Origin of the sequence: Imperialibacter sp., from assembly GCF_048007035.1 — a bacterium.
Classification (GTDB): Bacteria; Bacteroidota; Bacteroidia; order Cytophagales; family Cyclobacteriaceae; genus Imperialibacter.
Genome location: NZ_CP180355.1, coordinates 6,140,040 through 6,160,283, shown reverse-complemented (window position 1 = coordinate 6,160,283; position 20,244 = coordinate 6,140,040). Strand labels below are relative to the sequence as shown.

Sequence of the window (20,244 nt, the reverse complement as noted above, 5' to 3'; positions counted from 1 at the left end):
CAAAAAGAGAGCTTCGCAGTGGCCCTGGAGGCCGCCATTTGATGTTGTCTATGATCATTATGTAATAGAAAAGGTGCTTTTTCGAAGCACCCGGGAGAAAATGCCAGCGACTAAAGCAGGCAGCGAACTGAAGGCAGTTTCCGCTCGAAACCCCTTCCGGGTGCAAAAGAAACGAGCTATTTTTTGATTATTCTGACCTGTTGGCGCATGCCATCATCCAACCGAATATTGACCAAATACATGCCCACCGGCACATCAGCGAGAGACACTGTTAGGGTTCGTCCTTTTGCGTTTTGGTTCGAATACACGGTCTTTCCTGCCATATCCACTACCTGTATTGATGCAGCCACCGGGCTCTTCATGAATTCAATAATAAGATCTTTACTTGTTGGGTTAGGATAAGCTTTGAAATAAACGGCATCAGTTTTCATTCCAAGGAGTCCTTCGTCTACATCTTCCAGTGTTATGGACAACGATCCATTAGAATGTCCGCCGTTGCCGTCGTCAACACCAATCGTCAGCTCAAAGGAGGGCATAGTTTCAAAGTCAACTGCGTCACTATTATTGACAGTTACCTGCCCACTAGCAGCGCTTATGGCGAAGGCGTCGCCAACATTGCCGTTTTCTATGGTAAAGGTTAGTGCATCTCCGTCAGGATCACTAGCGGCTATTTTTGTCACGAGAAACCCTACTGGTTGCTGTTCCGGTATAGAAATTGACATATTTTGCACAGTAGGTGCCGAGTTACCCACGTCTTCGTTGATGTCTGCCAGGTTCACTGTGATTTCCGCCGTCACAACACCGCCTCTGCCATCAGAGACTTCAACCGAAAGCACAAATGTTGGTGTTGTTTCAAAATCCAGGGCAGCAGGATTCAATACTGACAACTGACCTGTATTCGAGCCAACTTCAAAGGCATTGCCAATATTGCCAGCTGTGATCGCAAACACCAGGTTGTCGCCATCTTCGTCGCTTGCAGTAATGTTGCCGACTATTGTTGCGAGCGGACTGTTTTCGTTGATGGTAAATGTTTCGTTGGAAGCATCTGGAGGATGATTGCCAGTTTCGTCCACGTCGGTAAGCTGGACGGTTATTGAAGCCGAAGCACTGGCGCCCTGGTCATCAGTTACCTGAATCAGTAGACTGAAGGAAGGGTTTGTTTCAAAATCCATAACCTGGGTGCTGGCCACCCTCAGTTGCCCCGTTGAGGGGCTAATCGAGAAACCTTCTTCAGTATTTCCCTGGACAATAGCAAAGGTCAGGGCACTTCCCTCTGGGTCGTTGGCCTGCACGGTTCCCACAACGAATCCAGATTGGCTATTTTCCGGGATAGTAAAGGTTTGCGCACTAATAGTAGGTGCGGAGTTATCGTCTTGATCTGTTACTGTGACCGTGAGCCCAAGTTCGGTAGAGAAGGCACCGTCACTTGCGCTGATAGTTACTTCATAGGTATTGGCTTGGTCGGCGTCGGTTGGATTTTCGAAGTCGGGTGGAACAATAAAACGGACAGTTCCGGACCCGGCGTCTACACTAAAGAACTGTTGATCATTGCCCCCGACTATGCTGTACGACAGTCCCACGTCCGAACCACCACCATCTCCATTATTGGCATCTATATCTATTACTGTCTCACTGCTATTCTCGGGGAACGACACCTCCCTGCCCGACACGAAAATGGGAGACTCGTCAACATTGGTTACCGTAATAGTAACCGTTTGCATCGTATTATTGACCCCGTCGCTGGCCTTTATTTCAACAGAATAGGTATTGTCTGTGTTTGCATCCGTCGGATGTTCAAAGTCCGGTGGAACATTAAAATATAGGTATCCAATATTTTGATCTATGTAGAAGCTGGTCATGTCAGTGCCACCCACCACGCTATAGGTGACCAGCTCGTCATTCGTCGGTCCGTCACCATTATTGGCATTAATATCCATTGCAAAGGACGTCTGATTTTCTGGATAATCTGCTATACTGGCACTTACGAAGATGGGCGGATCGTCCATATTGGTAACAGAAACTATCAGGGCCTGCACTGTGGTATATTCGCCATCTGCCGCACTTACTTCGATCAGGTAGGTGTTGTTGCCGTCATTATCGCCGGGATGTTCAAAATCAGGCGGGTTTTTGAATGCTAAAACACCAGAGGCGGTAACAAGGCTGAACAACGACTGGTCAACACCACCACTAATATTGTAAGTGATACCGTCGTCGGACGCCCCACCGTCTCCATTGTTAGCATTGATGTCGATGACAGCTTCACTGGTGTTTTCGGCGACGATTGGCGTTGAAGAGGTTACAAAAACGGGTGCTTCATTCACGTCCGTTACCGTTATGGAAACAACCTGCACTGATGTATGACCAGTATTGTCCCTTGCTGTCACTTCCACCTCATATACATTGTCAGCATTGGCATCGCCCGGGTTCTCAAAGTCAGGTGGCGACACAAACTTCAAAAGGCCATCGGACGTTGACGGAAAGGTGAATTTGGCCTGATCTGCGCCACCACTGGTAAAGTAAATGAGACCTTCGTCGGCTGATCCGCTTTCATCGCTGGCGTTGATATCCAGCACCGTCCCAATCCCGTTCTCCTCAAAATCGGCACTGGAAGCAGAAAGGAATACGGGGTCTTCGTCAATATCGGTCACGCTGATGGTAATGGTTTGGGTGGCGGTGCCGTTAGAGGCGCTACCATCATCAATGGTTACATCAATAACATAGTCATTGTCGGTGTTGGCATCAGTAGGTGCGTCAAAGTCGGGGGCTGTAGCGAAACTCAATTCGCCAGTTGCCGGGTTGATCGAAAAGATTGATGCATCCGCTCCACCACTTATAGTATAGGTGATATTGGCATCTGCTGCACTTCCCTCTCCATCAGTGCCTTGTACGTCCATTGCAATTCCTGTTCCGTTCTCCACAAAATCTGCGCTGGTAGCTGAAAGAAAAGTGGGTGTATTATTGTCTCTGAAGTCTATGCCGGCGCCAGTGCCGGCAGCTGTGGAATTAGCAACGGCGGATGCATCGTTGCCTGAAAAGGCAGCATTTAAGAATGTAATGACCAGCTCTGCTACATCGTCGGCATCTTCATGGTTGTCGGCCTGACCTGACCATCCAAGGATAGCTGAACGCCCTGTGGGATCAACGGATAAAATGGGAGAAAGGCCAGCAGGAGCTCCGGTGATTGTGTAGTCAGCAGACAATGTCATGGTACCGCCGCTATGGGCAAATGTATCACCAATCAAATCTACCGAGAGTCCACCATTTACACTGCCATTGTTTAAGGGTGCTTCGTAGAAGCCGTTTACTGAAATGGCAAATTGATTGATTTCCCTTTTCGTTGGCCCAACCCCCTGATCCAGCCCCACCGTGAAAAGTACTTTACCATTATTCCCCAGGACTATACCGTTCGGTAGCATTGCCCCCGCAGGGATTGTGTAGGGGTTGCTATCGTAAGTTACATCTGACGTCAGATCGAACGGGCTGGAAAGGCTGTATTGATGAATTTTCTTGCTCAAAACACCCGACACCAACAATTTCTTTCCATCAGGTGAAAAAGCGAGATCACTGGCAAGCGTTTCCTGGCTGCTGACATCGAAAAGTTCCCCTGCGTAAGCCAATCCGTCGGTTATATAGTAGTAGGCTGGCAAATCATATTGCGCTATCGATTTACCTCCATTACCAATCACAAACATCCTGAGACCGTCGTTACTGAAAGCCAGGCCTGTACAATTGTTGACCTCAGGCTGGGTATTGTAGGCGTTTCCATCAAACGTCACACCCGACGTGGTGCTAAAAGGTGTGGATAAACTGTACTGCCTGAGGTCACCATCAACGCCAATTACAATGAGCTTTTCTCCGGAAGGGGTAAACGCCAAACTTACCGGCACGAATCCTCCTGCAGACAGGTCAAGTGGAGTCCCATCAAAAGATACGGATGAGGTGACATCAAAGGGAGTTGTGAGGCTATACTGGTTTAATTCTTTGGCTTCATAGCCCACCACATACATTTTGTAGCCGTCGTTTCTGAAAACCAGGTCGTATGGCGTCATCTCTTCAGCCGATAAGTCAAAGTGATTGCCGCTGTAGACAATAGCGTTGCTGGCGGTGATGTCAATAGATGGGTGATAAGTAATCGCAGGATCGCCTGTGAAGCTAATAAACCAACCAGTGCCTGCCGAAACTGCCTGGTCAATATATGCGGCTCCTCCATTAACAAATGCTGCATCGGTAAAGGTTAATTTTAGGTTGCCCACGGCATTAACGTAGTCGTGTGCGATGGCATTTCCTGTTAGGGTGAGCACAGCAGACTTGCCATCAGCATAAACGTCGATTTGAGGTGTAAGACCTGCTGGAAGATTGGCGATGGAATAATGTGTGCCCGCCGAGAGGGTGCCACCGGCATTCGTAAAACTGCCTCCCTTAAGCCTGATCATCCCTTTTCCGTTTATACTGCCATCGTTGGCTCCTGCCTCTTCAAAGCCGAAAGCCAAATTGTATTGGCTAATCTCTTTGTCTCCGCTTCCCAGTACAAACATCCTGGTTCCGTTGGGATGCAAAATGATATCCACAGGATTGGATTCCTCGTTGGCTACACTGAGAGGACTGCCATCGAATGTTACACCTGAGGAGATGTCGAAAGGGGTAGCCAGGCTATAGCTATTGATCTCATCGTCGCCTTCACTGACGATAAACATTTTGGTGCCAGAAGCATTAAAAGAAATGCCTCGGGGGCTGGTGTTCTCGTTGGATAAACTGAAGGAAAATCCACTATAACTTGTGCCGGAAGTAATATCAAATGGGGTTGCCAGATTGTACTGATACACAGCTTTACTGGTGGTGCCTACTACAAACAATTTGCTTCCTTCCGGATCAAAAACAAAGCTTGTTGGTGAGGCATCCTGTGAGGAGAGGCTCAATGGATTACCTTCCAGGCTAACACCCGAGGAGATGACAAAGGGAGTATGCAGGGCATACTGGTTGATCTCTTTCTCTGCACTACCAAGCACATACATCTTGTGGCCATCGTCGCTGAAAGCGACATCCTGCGGAAAAGTGAGTGCTGAAGATACATCCAGCGTATTGGCCTGGTGAATAGCCCCTAAGGTGATATTGAAAGGAGCAATAAGCTTGTATTCATGAACCTCTGCATCCAGACCCGTGACAAAAAGCTTTGACCCATCCTTGTTGAAAGCAAAGCCGGCCGGAACGTTTATATCGGCAGACACATCGGAGGTTTTGCTATTGTGGATAATTTTATTTGTCTTCGCCAGGTCAATTTCTGGCGAATAGGTCAGCTTTCGTTCGTTGAACCGAATACCCAATTTGCTGTTCCCTGCGACTGCATTGACGATGCCTGCAGCGCCAACACTGGTGAAGGCATCGTTGGTAAAGGTGAAAGTGAGGGCACTGACATCATTCCAAACTGTGGCGTTTCCGGAGAGGGTCAAAACGCCATAAACACCGGAAGAGTGCACCGCAATGCTTGGTGTGAGCCCGGCTGGTAGGTTGCTAATGGTAAAATGAGTAGGTGAGGTAAGGGTGCCACCTGCATTGGCGAAAGTATGCCCCTTCAGTGTGACGATCATTGAGCCTTCCAGGGTACCATCATTAGCGCTGGTTTCGTGGAATACATCGCTGCTTTGGCTGTACTGATACACTGTTTTGTTTTGCAAGCCCACTACATACATGTGGGTATTGGTATTATTGAATGTCAGGCCGGTAGGAGTGGATTCCTGGGATGAAATATCAAACGCCACGCCATCGTAACTCACACCTGCCGTAATGTCGAAGGGAGCCCCTACACTGTACTGGTGAACCTTCTTATCACTGGTACCAAGTACAAAGAGCTTGGTGCCGTTGGCATTGAAGGCAAAGTCGGTAGGACTTGATTCTTCATTCGAAACATCTATCGCTGTGCCATCGTAGCTCGGCCCACCCAGGTTGATGACGTCGTATGGTAGCGTAATTGTGTACTGACGCACATTGGCATCATCGCCCAGCACAATGATTTTGGTGCCGCTGGTGTTGAAGGCTAAATCTTCCCAGGAATTACCCCCCGGTGTGCCGTTATAGGTCACGCCTGAGGTTATTCCAAACGTGGAAGAAAGGGCAAATTCATGAATACTGCTGCTACCGGTACCCACGGTAAACATTTTGTTGCCATAAAGATCAAAAGCCAGACCGCCTGGATGGCTTTCATACGAGGTAAGCGAGTAGCTGTTGCCTGTAAAACTAACATCAGTGAGGTCAAAGGCATTGGTCAGACTGAATTCTGATATTTTTGAGAAGGCGGCAAGTTGCCCTCCAATAATAAACAGGGCTTGTCCATTCAGGCTAAAACTCAGACCACCCGGAACTACCTGCTGGGAGCTAATGCTGTGGGAAATACCACTATAGCTGACAGAGCCGGTTTGTGAGAAGTCAATAGGAGCAGAGTAGTTCAGGTAGGGTGCCTGGGCCAGAGTATTCTGAAAAATAGTAACAACAGTAGCCAGGGTGAGCAGGTAATTTCTCATAATGTTCGGCTTAAGTTGAAATGAATATACTCACTTTCAGTGAGATAGACTAGTTTGACCAGGGTCAATATTTGCTGGCGGGAGGCCGCTATGGCCTACTAGCAGAACAAGTTGAAAGTGTTGTTGAAGCCTGGATTCATTGGGCGAAAAATGGCTTGTCAGGAGGCTTGACAGACTTTGAGTCGTTGGCAAGAGTACTGAAATAATACGTGTTGCGGGGCACTTGCGATGGAGCCGATTGCTATCGGCTGAGCTGACCGCTAGTCGTCCCTACGGGATTTGGCAGTCAGGCGTCGGTACGGCGGAGAAAGCCCCTTGGGCAGCGGCGGTCAGGCGCCGGAACTCTGGTAGAAAGGCAACAGTTTGGTGTGATTCCTGGTTGAAGCGTATTTTTGGAGAGATACCCCATCACCTTAGAATTATACCCGCCTCGATGCCACCGGTAAGGCCTCCATAAGTCCCATAGGGACGCCAGCCCGGTAAAACTGGTGCTTACAGCGAGGCTGAGTGCCGTAGGTACGACATATATAAGTGAACTTCCTTCAGGGTCTTCTACAAGGGACGCTGGGAACCGCACAAGCCGCAGCTTTTTTCCTTCCCTTAAGTGGCTTTAACCAATTGGTTGTTCTATCTTATATCAACCGTGAAGCGAAACGCTATGAAAAAGCAATTCTCCCTGTCTGTAGCAAAGCCATGTGATGAAAAATGGTCTGATTTCGAAGCCAAGCCCGAAGGCGGGTTTTGCCAGTCGTGCCAAAAGACTGTTGTTGATTTTACGAAAATGAACGACCAGGAAATTCTCCGGTATTTCAGCGACCGCCAGTCCCACACCTGCGGACGATTTCACCCGACGCAACTCAAAGAATATGCCCAGGTAACAGCACCCACCACGCATGCAGGTTGGAAATGGCTGCAAGCCGGATTTCTTACGGCGTTGCTGATGTTTGAAAGCGGAAGGACCGATGCGCAGACTGTTTCTGGAAAAGGAGGGGTTGAGGATGTGCAGAGTAAGGATAACAAAGAGGAAAAGAGTTCAGTGAAGCAGGCAGTGCATACTGTCAAAGGCACCATTATTGACCGAGAATCAAATGATGTTATTCCGGGCGCTAATATTTATTTAAAGGGTGATACAATAGGAGTGGTTTCAGACATGGACGGAAAATTTACGTTTCCCAAGCCATTGCAGCGGGGCGATGTGCTGGTATTCAGTTTTATCGGCTACGATCACAAGGAATATACCGTGTCAAAAGATGCACCAGCCATTATTGACATACCTATGAAAATGTGCTACGATATCAAGGGCGAAGTATCCGTCAACCATATCTACACCACCAAATCAAACCCTTTCCGCAGCGCATGGCAAAAAGTAGCCAGCTTGTTTTGAAACTGACTCTTCCTGGCCTTCCTTCAACATTTCCTGCGAGTGACTTTGAGCACTGAAGTAGCCGCAGCTTTTTTCCTCCCCTTAAGTGGCTTTAACCAATTGGTTGTTCTAACTTATACCAACCGTGAAGCGAAACGCTATGAAAAAGCAATTCTTCCTGTCTGTAGCAAAGCCATGTGATGAAAAATGGTCTGATTTCGAGGCCAGGCCTGAAGGCGGGTTTTGCCAGTCGTGCCAAAAGACTGTTGTTGATTTTACGAAAATGAGCGATCAGGAAATTCTCCGGTATTTCAGCAACGGCCAATCCCACACCTGCGGACGATTTCACCCTGCGCAGCTCAAAGAATATGCCCAGGTAACAGCACCCACCACGCATGCAGGTTGGAAATGGTTGCAGGCCGGATTTCTCACGGCGTTGCTGATGTTTGAAAGCGGAAGGGCCGATGCGCAGACTGTTTCTGGAAAAGGAGAGGTTGAGGATGTGCAGAGTAAAGATAGCAAAGAGGAAAAGAGTGTGGCGAACCCGGAAGGATATACGGCGAAGGGAACCATAGTTGATAATGAAACAAAGGAAACTCTTGCAGGGATTACTGTTGTCTTAAAAGGTAGCACAACCGGGGTTGTTTCGGATATTGATGGGCAATTTGTATTTCCTAAACCATTGATGCCTGGCGATGTCCTTGTTTTTAGCTTCATAGGATATAACACTCAGGAGTATATTGTCCCCAAGAACGCAGCATCAAATCTTGAAGTCCCCCTCGAAATGAATTTGAAGTTTTGCTCCATGATTATGGGGCAGTTATCTATTGACCACATTTACGCAACCAAATCAAACCCTTTCCGCAACGCATGGCAAAAAGTAGCCAACCTGTTTTGAAGCAGATGCTCCTTGTTGCGCTTCACCTTCTTTTCTCGGTGCAGCTATGGGCACAGTCACCAGCAATAGCGCAGGTGGATTTTGCCCGGGCCGACAGCGTTGCTGCGCTTTACCCGGGCTATTCTCTGGCGAACCTCAACGATCTTTCGCATAAGCTCACCCAACCCTTCACCAATGACCTGGAGAAGTTCCGAGCCATTTACCGATGGGTATGCAATAATATAGACAACGACTTCGAGTACTTTGAACGCAACCAGGCCAAAAGAAAAAAGCTACTCGACGATGCGGATGCCCTCGACGACTGGAACAGGAAATTTGCGCCGCAGGTGTTTAAGAGGCTGCTTCAGCAGCACTCAACGGTGTGCACTGGCTATGCCTACCTGATCCGGGAGCTGGCATACCATGCCGGTATTGAGAGTGTGATCGTAGATGGCTATGGCCGCAATGCCGAAGCTAATATTGGTGGGCCTGGAGTGCCCAATCATTCATGGAATGCCGTGCAGCTCAGCGGCCAATGGTACTTATGTGACGCTACCTGGTCGAGCGGCACCATCGACACGCAGCAGGGCTTATTTATCAAGCAATTCAGAGAAGTCTATTTTCTCACGCCTCCGGAGCTGTTTGTGCGCAACCATTACCCGCTCGACACCCGCTGGCTGCTGATGGAAGCCCAGCCCAGCCTGACCTCTTACCTCAACGGGCCATTAGTGTACAACGATGGCATTGGCCAGGAAATTCTTCCCGTAGCGCCAACCACTTTTCATGTTGCCGCTACGAGGAAAGTACCTATAACCTTTCGTTTCAGTGCTTAGATTCAACCAGAAGAGCTGACCGTACAAATTGTGCAGGGAAGCCATGTACTTGATCTCAGTCCTGAGGTCACTCCGGAAGCAGACGGACTGTACAACATCATCCACACTTTCCCCGCTCGTGGCACCTATGCCCTGCATGTGAGAAATAGTGGCAATTACCTCTTTACCTATGAAGTAAGAGTAGGGAAGTAGTAGCACCCTCCGGAAGCCAAATGTTCTAATTAAAGGGGTTACTCTAGCCACTCTGCAAGTGTAACCCCTTTAATGACCGGAGCGATAAAGGGTTTTTTCATAGTGCAAGCTGGCCAGCGCTGCCCAGACTACAAAAGTTTGGGAGCCCAGCCAGCGCAGGTTTTTCGCAGCACCGCTGCCAGCCAAGCAGCCTTATGCTCAACAGACAAAACTTTTGTAGTCTTTGTTGCTGCTCTCCGCAACTCGGAGCTCAATGGCCTTTCTAAAACCAATTAAACTTCCCCCGCCTGGCGCACCCTTCCGGAGCCAAATGCCTCGATTAAAGGGGTTACTCTAGCCACTCTGCAAGTGTAACCCCTTTGATGATCAGAGCGACAAAGGTCTTTTTGATAGTACCAGCTGGCCAGCACTCTCCAGACTACAAAAGTTTGGGAGCCCATCCAGCGTAGGTTATTCGAAGCGCCGCTGCCAGCCAAGCCGCCTTACGCCTAACAGACAAAACTTTTGTAGTCTTTGTTTCTGCTTTCCGCAACTCGGAGCTCAGTAGCCTTTCTGAAACCGAGCACACTTTTCCCGCCTTGTACACTCTTCCGGAACAAAGTGGCTTGATTAAAGGGGTTACTCTAGCCACTCTGCAAGTGCAACCCCTTTAATGATCGGAGAGGCAAGGGCCTTTATTCATAGCGCCAGCTCCCATTTCGGGGCACGGTGAGGGAAGTAGAGCACTGCCTTTGCTGGGTTAGAAATCGGTTTTTACTGCCGGGCTCAGTTTCCCCATGCTAATATTTCGAAAGCGATAACTCGGAAGATTTCCAGCTGTTACCACAAAATCACTACCACCAGTTAAGTAGATTACTTAAAAAAATCATATTAAATATCAAAATAGTTATCTTATAGAGATTGTAGTATCAAAAAATACCAATTTTTAGGTATATATTTTTGATTCTAATTATACCTAAATTAACATGGTTTATATGGATATGAATAACTCCATGTCAACACTAGCGGAAATGAGGTTGTGAGAAGATAGTCGTTGACATCCATGAGGTTAGCCCAAAAGTTAATGTTTTACTCGTAGGAACTAAATGCTTACAATATGACCGGAAGCGTTGCATTGGATGTTGTGATAGGGTTGGTGTTTATATACCTGCTCTACAGTTTATTTGCTACAGTCATTATGGAGATCATTTCTAATTGGATTGGTCTCAGGGCAAGAAACTTAAAGCACTCCATTAACCGAATGTTGGTGGACGATGAATACAAAAGCCAGCATCCTTTTTTTAGCCTTAAAGTCGGTGCATATTTAATAGGTATTGTTTTAACTGCAAGAGACTTTCTTGGCTTGGTAAAAAAGTCTGATAAAAAGAAGAAGTTGTTTTTTGATTTCTACAATCAGCCCTCCATCAAATACCTAAGTAACGGGGGCATTTTCACCAAACCTTCGTATTTGACGGCAGGAAGCTTTTCAAAGGCACTTCTGGACAGCTTGAAGAAAGACCAGGTCGGTAACACACCTTTGACCAGGATTCAAAATGGGATCAACGCACTTGCTGCAGGTTCGGACACAAGGGCACATATTCAGTCTCTTTTGGATGATGCCAACAACGACCTTGAAAAGTTCCGGGTGCTGCTCGAAAACTGGTTCGAAGACACCCAGGAGAGGAGTATAGCGTGGTTTAAAAGAAACAATCAGGTATGGCTACTGATCATCGGTATTTTGATGGCCGTTTCTTTTGATGCCAGTACGTTCAAAATGGCTAAAAAACTTTCTTATGACAAAGAGGCCCGTGAGCAATTGGTCAAAATGGCGTCTGATTACATTAAAGAAAATCCAAGACCAAAGGAGGCTCCTTCTGACACCCTTTATGAAGAAAATCTAAAGATACTTAACGAACAAAAAAAAGAAGTTCAGGAACAGATCAATAGTGCTCACGCTATACTTGGAATCGAAAATTCTACGTTTATAGCGCCCTGGTGCGGTTGCTTTTGGAGAAAACTATTTGATGATTTTTTTGGCTATTTTATTACAGCCCTCGCTATTTCGCTTGGAGCACCTTTTTGGTTCGACTTGCTCAATAAACTCGTCAAGCTGAGGGGGTCGGTGCAGGAGCCCACACGATCTGAGCAGGCCAAAGCCAACATTGCAAATTCGAATCAGGAAATCTTAGATGTGAAAGCATGATCAAGGCAAGAATAAAAGTCGCTCTCAACAAACGTGGAGCACCCAGCGTCAATGCCAGCAAGGATAAACATTACGTTGCCGGTCAGGAAGTAAATATTGTCGACTTGGTCAATGGCGATGTAGTTGATGGTATTGATGTTTGGTATAAGCTTGACAATGGGTCGTTTGTTTGGAGCGGAGGGGTTGAGGGGATTACTGCAATTCAGCCACAGTCTCCTTTAGATTTGCCAATAGACCCAGAATTACTACAATGGCCAATAGAACAGTATGGCATAAATGACATCTGGAAGTCGTTCAAAGGTAACGGTATTAAAATTGGAATTCTTGATACTGGAGTTCAAAAGGACCACCCAGAGCTAGTCCATTCGATAAAGTTAGGATATAACTTCGTCGGAAATAATGATGACTATGATGACTGGGATGGCCATGGCACACACTGTGCCGGAATTATTGCATCCAAGGGATTGAGGAGTGTTTTTGGGGTTTCACCAAACGCTGAGCTTTATATCGCTAAAATTATGAACTCTGTCAATTCAGGGATCAGAGAAAATGTTTTGTTAGGTGCCCTTGACTGGATGGTTGGAAAGGTAGATATCATTTCTATTTCTGGTGGAATCCCAGATGACTTGATTAAGATTGAACAAAAGATAGATGAACTAACAGGTCATCAAAATATAGTTGTTGTGGCTGCGATTGGAAATCAGGGAGCAAGTCCTGATGGTCAATACCCCGCTAAATACAAAGCCTGCATTTCTGTAGGAGCTGTTGATATTCAAGGGAAGCTCTGGGACGGGACAGTTCGATACAATGACCTGACCATATGTGCGCCTGGAGTTGATATAAAATCTACCTGGAAAGGTTCTTCTTACACTACGGAAACAGGCACAAGTATGGCAACACCGTTTGTTTCAGGTATTGTGGCCCTTCTCAAGCAGAGGGATCCCAGCCTGAATCCAAGCAAAATAAAAAACACTCTTTTTAAATATTCTCAAAGGAAAAAAGAAGGGGGTTTCAGTTTCAATCTTATTCAACCCAAATCAACTCTCCAATTATGAAAAAGATTACAGTGTTTTTTATACTTATTCTGCGAGTAGTACACTGCTATTCTCAATCCCCATATTATGATGCGCTAGAGCTTAGAAAATATATTCAAGCAGGCCAATTTGATGCACGCCCTGGAGATTTGGATGGCTATATTAGAATTCTTCGTAATTATATAGCAAATCAATCTACCTTAGATGATCGAGCAATACTTGCAACTATAAGGGCTGGTAATCCACTATTGAATAATTACATAGTCTCGGGTGGCGGTTCCTCTGGTCGAAATTCAGGAATTTTGACTTCTGTTGTTTCTGGTACGGGCGGCCTCAATGTCACCAACGTTGCAGACGGCCTTGCTAAATTCCTTGTCGAAAGAACCAAGCAAGAACTAAGCATTGCGTTCTTTCAAGATTTCAAATCTGCTATTTCTGCCAATTCCGACTTCAAACAGCTATTTCCAAAAACAGAAGCTGTATTACTAGTCGTGGATAAGGAGATTTATCATTATTCCAGCTATTTGAATACGCTTAAAGAAGCTTTTGATGACGATCTTAAAGGAATTTTGAGGCAATTAGAACCTTTTCTAAAAGCTAAACAAGCCGCACTAGTCGCAACAGACCCTGTTGCCGCTCAGAAAATAGATTATTTTATCTCTGCACTAATAATCGTCAACAATATAAAAAGTGGTGTTCACCCGGCGAAAGCCATTGAGCAGTTGAAGGGGCAGGCCCTCACAACGGGCAATACGGCATTAGCGAATGTTCAGGAGAGTATTAAACTATTTAGCATCTTCTCAAATTCCATCACCTCGAGGCACCCTGACAAATATTGGATCGGGTTAGATTCTTTGGATCTGTTACTGGATCCTATCACCTTCAAGATTTATCTCGGCCTCTTATATGAGAAACATGGAACAGAAACGATTTTCAGCCGCCCATTTCGTGACTACCTAAATGAAGCAGCTACAAATGTCACGAAGATAGAACACTATAAAGACTTCCTGAAAGGTCTGGTTTACAATGCCAATAATCTGGATGTCGCTATAAAAGGAATTAAGGAAAAAAAGGAAGCGGGAGAAAAAATAGATTCCTATGCAGATGTTTTTAATTCAACATTGGCCCTGATCAGGCATTTGGACGAAACGAAAAACTTAGATCCGAGATTCGCAATCCCCGCTTTGTCTGGTGTAACTCAAATTATGGATTTAGTCAACGACGTTTATATAGATATTAATGAACGGCATTACAATGCTTTGATCCTGGATGCTTCTGGTCTGTTAAAAAATGTATTAGGTACACACTTTACCTGGGATGAGCAGCTCATCAGGTATGGTACCTTTATAGCCAATGTGGCCCAGGCTGAAAATTCGGATCAGATACAGTCGGCCATTGAGGCAATAGCTCTTCCTGTTGGAAGCGCCTCGATAAAAAAGAATTCTACATTCAATGTTTCTTTAAATGCATACGTAGGGCCCTCAGGTGGCACGGAAATGAATGGAGACACGCAAGAATGGAAAGGTATTTTTGGCTTGTACACCCCGGTAGGAGTCGCATTCAATTGGGGTAAACAGAAATCGTGCAAATCCGGAAAGGTCAAAAATGTGTCGAACTCTATATTTTTCTCAGGTGTAGACATAAGCGCTTTTTCTCAACTAAGATTCGATGACTCAAAAACAGAGGAACTCCCAGAGGTAACTCTCAGTAATATCTTTGCACCAGGACTTTATTATGTCCGAGGCTTTAACAAAATACCTCTCTCATGGGGCATTGGAGGGCAGATGGGGCCGCAGCTTCGACAAATTACCTCTTCAGCTGTCACATTATCAAACGCACCGACTTTCGCTATCAAGACTTTCTTGGCCGTCGACATCCCTATCATCAACTTCTACACCAAATCCAGATGAGATGAAAATCACCATCCCCATCATATCGTTGTTCTTCCTCTTCTCCTGCAATTGCAGTCAAGAGTTAACAGACACCACCGACCCGGGGGGCCGCTACGCTGCGGCGGCGGATGATGCCATCAAAATGGAGCCCGGCGAGTTTTATAATGGTCTCCGTGTTTTGGAGGAAGACTCCGTTCTGCTGGTTACCTGGATCAGCGGTGAGCGTTTGAAAGGCTATAAGGACAGCTGGTCCACCGGCAAGCCTCTGGAAGTAAAGGGATTTAATGTGTGGGCAACAGCTGTGCCCGACCTGAAGAATTTCTGTGACAAGGAGAAATTTACTGACTTGGACAAAGCCGAGGCCAGACTAAAGCAGCTACTCGGTTTGCGTCTGTCCAGCGACAAACAATACTTCGTAGAACTCAAGGTGAAAAGAGACGATGTCTTTCGCCCGGCTCCCGACGCAAACGTAATGTCCGTAGGCAAGTTTATGATGGATGATTTTGTAGCGGGGCCAAACAGTTTTAAGAAATGGTACCTTGAAAATCTCAAGGCTTCCTATGCTAAGGAACCGAAAATTATTTGGACAAGGTTGGGCTATACCTACGACTGGGGGAACCCTTATTCTGAAATCGGTCTGAGTGAGTTTGTAATTCCAGGCACAATGGATTCAGCGGATTTCAAGGTAGAAGTGGTCAATATTTATAACACTGAGCAATACTGCCTATTAGTCAAACAAGAGAACTAGACAATGGCAAATAGAACATCATGTGGCAACTATCGAACAAGGCTCTCAAAATCAAAAGCTGGAACGATGGATTAATAATTATTATACTACTATGTCAAACAAAAAAATGCAAAAGGAAGAACCCTCTGGAAGTATCTGGATGATGTTGCTAGGTCCAGAACTACTTGGGTTCATTGGAGGAATTATCGGTAAGTTGATTAATTGGAAAAAGGATAATCAACTTGCTATTTCTAATTTATATTTTTTTGATCCAAACTATTCAATTTACATTTTTCAGTTTTTTAAGTGAAAAAATTTAAACCAAAACAGAAACTTCAACCGTATGGTTATCGCTTTTTGAAAGCGTTCTTTTTGATGCGAGAGTTTCCGAAAGGGCTTCTTTTCGTTTTTGGAATATTAAGTTTTCTCATCAGCTATTCCTGGGATCAAAAGGTAGTAAAGATTACGTCTAAAAATGTACGTACGTCGCCCGTAGATAGTTTACTGGCTGAAAACCAATTAGCGAAAATGAAAAATGACAGAATGAGTTGTAAAGAACTTAGTTGTGCTAAACTTTACCTCTTTCAATATGACGTTGAGAATATCACTCTGGATGGATCAAAAATTGATTCAATATATATGGAGCTTTTGTATGCCAGCATTAATAATGTCCTGATTGCCGATTATAAACTGATTCCTGGTTTTGGGCTTCTTAGGCCCAAAGTTACGCTTGAGGACAGTTGCGCCGAATTACAGAGAGTAAAAATCGTTGACTTACAACCGGGAAACCTAGTAGAGTTATTTGTTTTAACGAACTCCAAACAACCTCCTACATTCTATTCTGAATATATTTCTTCAGAGTTCAAAGTGGAAACAGGCTTTGGTTTTCATTCTCTAATGAGTTTTTTAATGAATCACTTTACTGCCAGCCTTAGTGTCGTCCTTTTTATTTCACTGATCTATCTGATGTTCACTATTAGAGAGTCACTAAAATCTTAAGATGAGTTATGAACTGTATAAAGCTATCTATTTGCCTGATTTTTATCTCGCAGCCTTTATTTTCACAATCAAAGCTTCAGGTCATCCTCAATGGCGATGAATCCGTCGACCTTGTTTCGGAAGGAAAAGGATACAGATTTGAAGTGTATGACGGAAATAACCCAGTGAAGGTGCTTAGGCACACTGATTTTGTTAAAAATGGACTTGCAAAGCTAAGCCCTTGTGGTGACTTGGTGATTAAACTTCGACTCGACATTCGATCGGCGGCCCATTATGCGCCATTAGAGTATACTTTGTCCTGTGAGGATATTGGCAATCTAAAACGCTACGAATTTAGCAGCCATTTCAACCCAAAAAGAAATGTAAATTCCCAGAGTGTAAATGGCTTTACACCAGTAGGAGATGATTTTTTCCCCGTCCTGGAAGCAGATGAAGAGCATAAAGTATTGCTGAAAAGATATTTGCAATCATTTGGTCTTAACGAGTTGCAAATTGAATTATGGAAGGCACCTACGCTAGAAACATTTGGAGAGCAGAAGGAATTGATAGAGTTGGATGGTGAGCCAATGGTGCATGTAAATTTATTCTACAACCCCGAATATCTTGCCGATTTATCTGGTCGTATTAATCAAACCGAGTTGAAGATTATTTTACTTCATGAGATAGGACATATCATGGTTGGTCATTCTTCAGGAGCAAAGCAAGAGTATGACGCAGACAAGTTTGCCGGTAGGTGGGTAAGAAAAATGGAAGCACATATATCTGATGAGGTATTCTATGCCGCAGTTGATTCTTTACTTGCTAATTACGAATTGGAGGAGGGCTACCCAACAAAGCTCGAAAGAATGACTGCATTTAAGGATGGTTGGAAGGACGAGGATGTCCTAATTAAGGTAGCCGCTGAAAGGCAAAATCAAAGATTTCTTGATCAGTTAACTTCTATTGAAAAAATGCCAGCCGACCAATCTCAAACAGCTATTAGTTCGCTTGAAATGCTTAGTTCTGACGGTATCAACCAATTACTGTTAAATAAGAGATATTTGATGCTTGCAAAGAGAAGCTTCTACCTAAATGACTATATCAAAGGCCGCACCTATTTGAACACCTATTTATTCAGGCACCCAAATGATATCGATGCATTGCTTTTAAAAATGCAGGAAGGCTCAAAAAACAAGGACGCAAGCGCTATGAAGGAGGCCATTAATCGAATAAACAGCATTGAAAGCCTAAGTTCGGTATTTAAGGCTGAGATGCTCTACTTTACGGCGAGAAATATGTTTATTGAACGTCAGTATGAAGAGGCGCTCAGAAATTGTCTGCAAAGCATCCAGTTAGACCCAACTAACACACTAGCTAAGTTTCTTGTTATAGAAGCAAAGTTAAAGCTCGAACGGGTTGACTTTTTTCCGATGATGACTTTTCTGATAGAAACAATAGATAGCGAAAAAAAACAAATTACTCATGATAGTCGACTTGAAAAGGCTGGAGTATTATACAAGAGTTTAGTAGCAAAGGCAGAAAATTATTTCACAACTTTTGCTTCGGCAAATACTGAAAGCCTAAAAGTATTGTATGAAAACTATCTAAAATTTGATGCCCAGCTTTCTGACAACTCGCTGAGGCTGATTGCTAACAAATACGCTTCTAATGGAGATTTGAGGTCATCTATTTTGGTGATGAACCAAATGAAAACATTATTTAAAAATGATTTTGAGTTATACGGAGAGGCTTTGATTAAATCGGGTACCTCTGAAGCTCAGATAGTGCGCTGGTTAGAAACACAAACGAATTTGTCGTATTACGAACATTCGAATTTTATTAACCAGATGGTTACTGACTATAATGACAATCGAAAGGGACTATTGGATCCGAAAATTACTACTCAAGTGGAATTCTTTTACTTGGTACACAAGGAGAGCAAGAAACTGAAACGGGCATATGGGATTCAATAATAAGGCATAGTGTAGCCTTCCTATTTTTTAGCCTTCTTTTAAGAAGGCATAGAGTGAAAATTGCAAACATTGGGTGTTGACGATAAAGCAATAGTAGCTGTCCCAACACCAAAGCCATTTCAGTTGACAATGCTACCGCTTCGACCTTGTCAGCGTTTTGCTAGCTCTGCATCAACCTCCCAAAAAACCACCACAACCACCCCTTAAGTCCCAAAACCCCACATATTTTCTGAAAACCCCAGAAATAGAACTTTTCAAAGACAAATTGATACTTCTTCAATGAGAACTATCAAATGGCCTTTGTATTTATCCAATATTAAGCACTTAAATAGCATGTTTTTGAGTTAAAATAATTAAACAAATAGTTTGCTTTTTTGACATAAAAAACTGAATTACAGTAAGTAATTATTTTTTAACCAAAAACTAAACGTATGTCCATCTCTTTTAACATCGTGGGAAGAAAGAATCCCATCGACCAGAGTGCCCCGGCAAAGTTCTATGCCGTAGTGAACGCCACAGGAGAAGTCAACCAGCGGGACATTTCCCAGGAAATCGCTGAAAGGTCTACTGTAACACCTACCGACAGCATGGCTGTGGTAGAAGCTTTGCTTACCATGATCCCCAAGATGCTTGCCGATGGCAAGATCGTCAGGCTGGGGGAGCTCGGTACTTTTTACACCAGTGTAAAGTCGGAGGGAGCCACCAGCCCTGAGGAGTTCAAAAAGAGCCATATTGCCGCTGCCAAGGTAAGGTTCAGGCCAGGCAAAGTTTTTATGAGAACGCTGCAGGCAGCTGACTTTAAGCGGATCAACAATGGCACCATGCCACCAGAGCCCAGCAACGGCAGCACTCCCTGATTCAGGGCCTGAGAAAGTTGGTGAGGAGTTCAAAAAAGACGGCGAACTTTCCGGAAAAGTTGGCCGGAAAACCAGAACTCACCGCCAGCTTTTAAAGACCCGACGTAAAAAGCCCCGGAAGTGAGCAGTTTCACTGCCGGTTAAGATGATAAAAAAGGCCTTCGGGCCTTTTTTTGTTGGGTTAATTTAGCCGGCAAAAGTAAGATTTGACACTGCTCTCTGAAGCTGTAGAAACGCCGTGTTTATTCTTCTAGCTCCTTGAAATAGGTTAGCGTGGATTTTTGGATATCGAACTGTTTCAATACGCTTTGAGGCAAACTTTCAAGCCTCGTTAATGAGACTGGGTAATTTGCATAGTAGGTAAAGCTATTCCCACCTAAATCGTACTGGTAGAAGTTGTAGTAGTTGATATCCAACGAGTCGTTATAGGAAGGAATAGACTTTCTATAGGTTAAAAAAACGATATGCATCCCGGTGTCAGCTAAACTTCTTGGATTCAGAACTTCCAGGTCTTTACTATCGAGGAACCCAAACCAGTCCAATGAGACATCTACCTCACCGTCAAGTATCGTGATGGTGTGCCAATTATGACCGTTTATCACTACGTATGATTCAAACCCATCCACATGCTCCTTCCAAATTCCCTGAAGTGATGCGAGACTGGTTTGACCGTAGCTCACTGTCTGTGCAGTTACTACAAAAATAAGTATGGCTAAGTATTTCATTTGATTGCCAATATGCCCTCCCAAGTTCCATAGTTAAATAAAAAAATGGGCATATTAACTGCCTCAAAGGCGCCGATCAGAGATCGGTTGTTATCC

The 20,244-nt window shown here is 44.8% G+C and carries 14 protein-coding genes; 12 read left to right on the top strand and 2 right to left on the bottom strand.

Annotation, left to right across the window (positions count from 1 at the left end; genetic code table 11):
• Nucleotides 1–176: 176 nt before the first annotated feature.
• Nucleotides 177–6,515 (bottom strand): cadherin domain-containing protein, encoded by a 6,339-nt coding sequence (locus ACMVP2_RS26095; protein ID WP_416865776.1) that lies wholly within the window; start codon nucleotides 6,513–6,515, stop codon nucleotides 177–179.
• Between the two features lie 658 nt (nucleotides 6,516–7,173).
• Here ACMVP2_RS26095 and ACMVP2_RS26090 point away from each other — a divergent pair.
• The 12 genes from ACMVP2_RS26090 (at nucleotide 7,174) to ACMVP2_RS26035 (ending at nucleotide 19,423) form a co-directional block, all read left to right on the top strand.
• Nucleotides 7,174–7,899, top strand: coding sequence for a carboxypeptidase-like regulatory domain-containing protein (locus tag ACMVP2_RS26090; RefSeq protein ID WP_416865775.1), 726 nt, complete (start codon nucleotides 7,174–7,176; stop codon nucleotides 7,897–7,899).
• A gap of 139 nt (nucleotides 7,900–8,038) precedes the next feature.
• On the top strand, nucleotides 8,039–8,776 hold the full coding sequence (locus tag ACMVP2_RS26085; RefSeq protein WP_416865774.1) for a carboxypeptidase-like regulatory domain-containing protein: 738 nt from the start codon (nucleotides 8,039–8,041) through the stop codon (nucleotides 8,774–8,776).
• Nucleotides 8,749–9,588 carry a transglutaminase domain-containing protein gene (locus ACMVP2_RS26080; protein ID WP_416865773.1) on the top strand — a complete coding sequence of 280 codons (840 nt, stop codon included), beginning with the start codon at nucleotides 8,749–8,751 and terminating at the stop codon, nucleotides 9,586–9,588. Before ACMVP2_RS26085 ends, ACMVP2_RS26080 begins: the two co-directional genes overlap by 28 nt.
• Before the next feature lie 30 nt (nucleotides 9,589–9,618).
• A complete protein-coding gene (locus ACMVP2_RS26075) occupies nucleotides 9,619–9,780 on the top strand; it encodes a hypothetical protein (RefSeq protein WP_416865772.1) in 162 nt (53 codons plus the stop codon).
• Between the two features lie 1,096 nt (nucleotides 9,781–10,876).
• The gene (locus ACMVP2_RS26070) at nucleotides 10,877–11,962 is read left to right on the top strand and encodes a hypothetical protein (protein ID WP_416865771.1); all 1,086 of its coding nucleotides are present in this window, start codon (nucleotides 10,877–10,879) and stop codon (nucleotides 11,960–11,962) included.
• Nucleotides 11,959–13,017: a S8 family peptidase gene (locus tag ACMVP2_RS26065; protein WP_416865770.1), complete on the top strand. Its 1,059-nt coding sequence runs from the start codon at nucleotides 11,959–11,961 to the stop codon at nucleotides 13,015–13,017. The genes ACMVP2_RS26070 and ACMVP2_RS26065 overlap by 4 nt, the downstream gene beginning before the upstream one ends.
• Complete coding sequence (locus tag ACMVP2_RS26060; protein WP_416865769.1) at nucleotides 13,014–14,906, top strand: hypothetical protein; 1,893 nt, start codon at nucleotides 13,014–13,016, stop codon at nucleotides 14,904–14,906. Before ACMVP2_RS26065 ends, ACMVP2_RS26060 begins: the two co-directional genes overlap by 4 nt.
• Nucleotide 14,907: 1 nt before the next feature.
• Nucleotides 14,908–15,636 carry a hypothetical protein gene (locus ACMVP2_RS26055; RefSeq protein WP_416865768.1) on the top strand — a complete coding sequence of 243 codons (729 nt, stop codon included), beginning with the start codon at nucleotides 14,908–14,910 and terminating at the stop codon, nucleotides 15,634–15,636.
• A gap of 22 nt (nucleotides 15,637–15,658) precedes the next feature.
• The gene (locus ACMVP2_RS26050) at nucleotides 15,659–15,925 is read left to right on the top strand and encodes a hypothetical protein (RefSeq protein ID WP_416865767.1); all 267 of its coding nucleotides are present in this window, start codon (nucleotides 15,659–15,661) and stop codon (nucleotides 15,923–15,925) included.
• Nucleotides 15,922–16,614, top strand: a complete 693-nt coding sequence (locus ACMVP2_RS26045) for a hypothetical protein (RefSeq protein ID WP_416865766.1) — start codon at nucleotides 15,922–15,924, stop codon at nucleotides 16,612–16,614. The genes ACMVP2_RS26050 and ACMVP2_RS26045 overlap by 4 nt, the downstream gene beginning before the upstream one ends.
• Nucleotides 16,615–16,622: 8 nt before the next feature.
• Nucleotides 16,623–18,566 (top strand): hypothetical protein, encoded by a 1,944-nt coding sequence (locus ACMVP2_RS26040; RefSeq protein WP_416865765.1) that lies wholly within the window; start codon nucleotides 16,623–16,625, stop codon nucleotides 18,564–18,566.
• A gap of 431 nt (nucleotides 18,567–18,997) precedes the next feature.
• Nucleotides 18,998–19,423: an HU family DNA-binding protein gene (locus tag ACMVP2_RS26035; protein ID WP_416865764.1), complete on the top strand. Its 426-nt coding sequence runs from the start codon at nucleotides 18,998–19,000 to the stop codon at nucleotides 19,421–19,423.
• A 242-nt stretch (nucleotides 19,424–19,665) separates the two neighbouring features.
• On the opposite strand, the gene ACMVP2_RS26030 is transcribed toward ACMVP2_RS26035, so the two are convergent.
• Nucleotides 19,666–20,148: a hypothetical protein gene (locus ACMVP2_RS26030; protein WP_416865763.1), complete on the bottom strand. Its 483-nt coding sequence runs from the start codon at nucleotides 20,146–20,148 to the stop codon at nucleotides 19,666–19,668.
• Nucleotides 20,149–20,244: the final 96 nt, after the last annotated feature.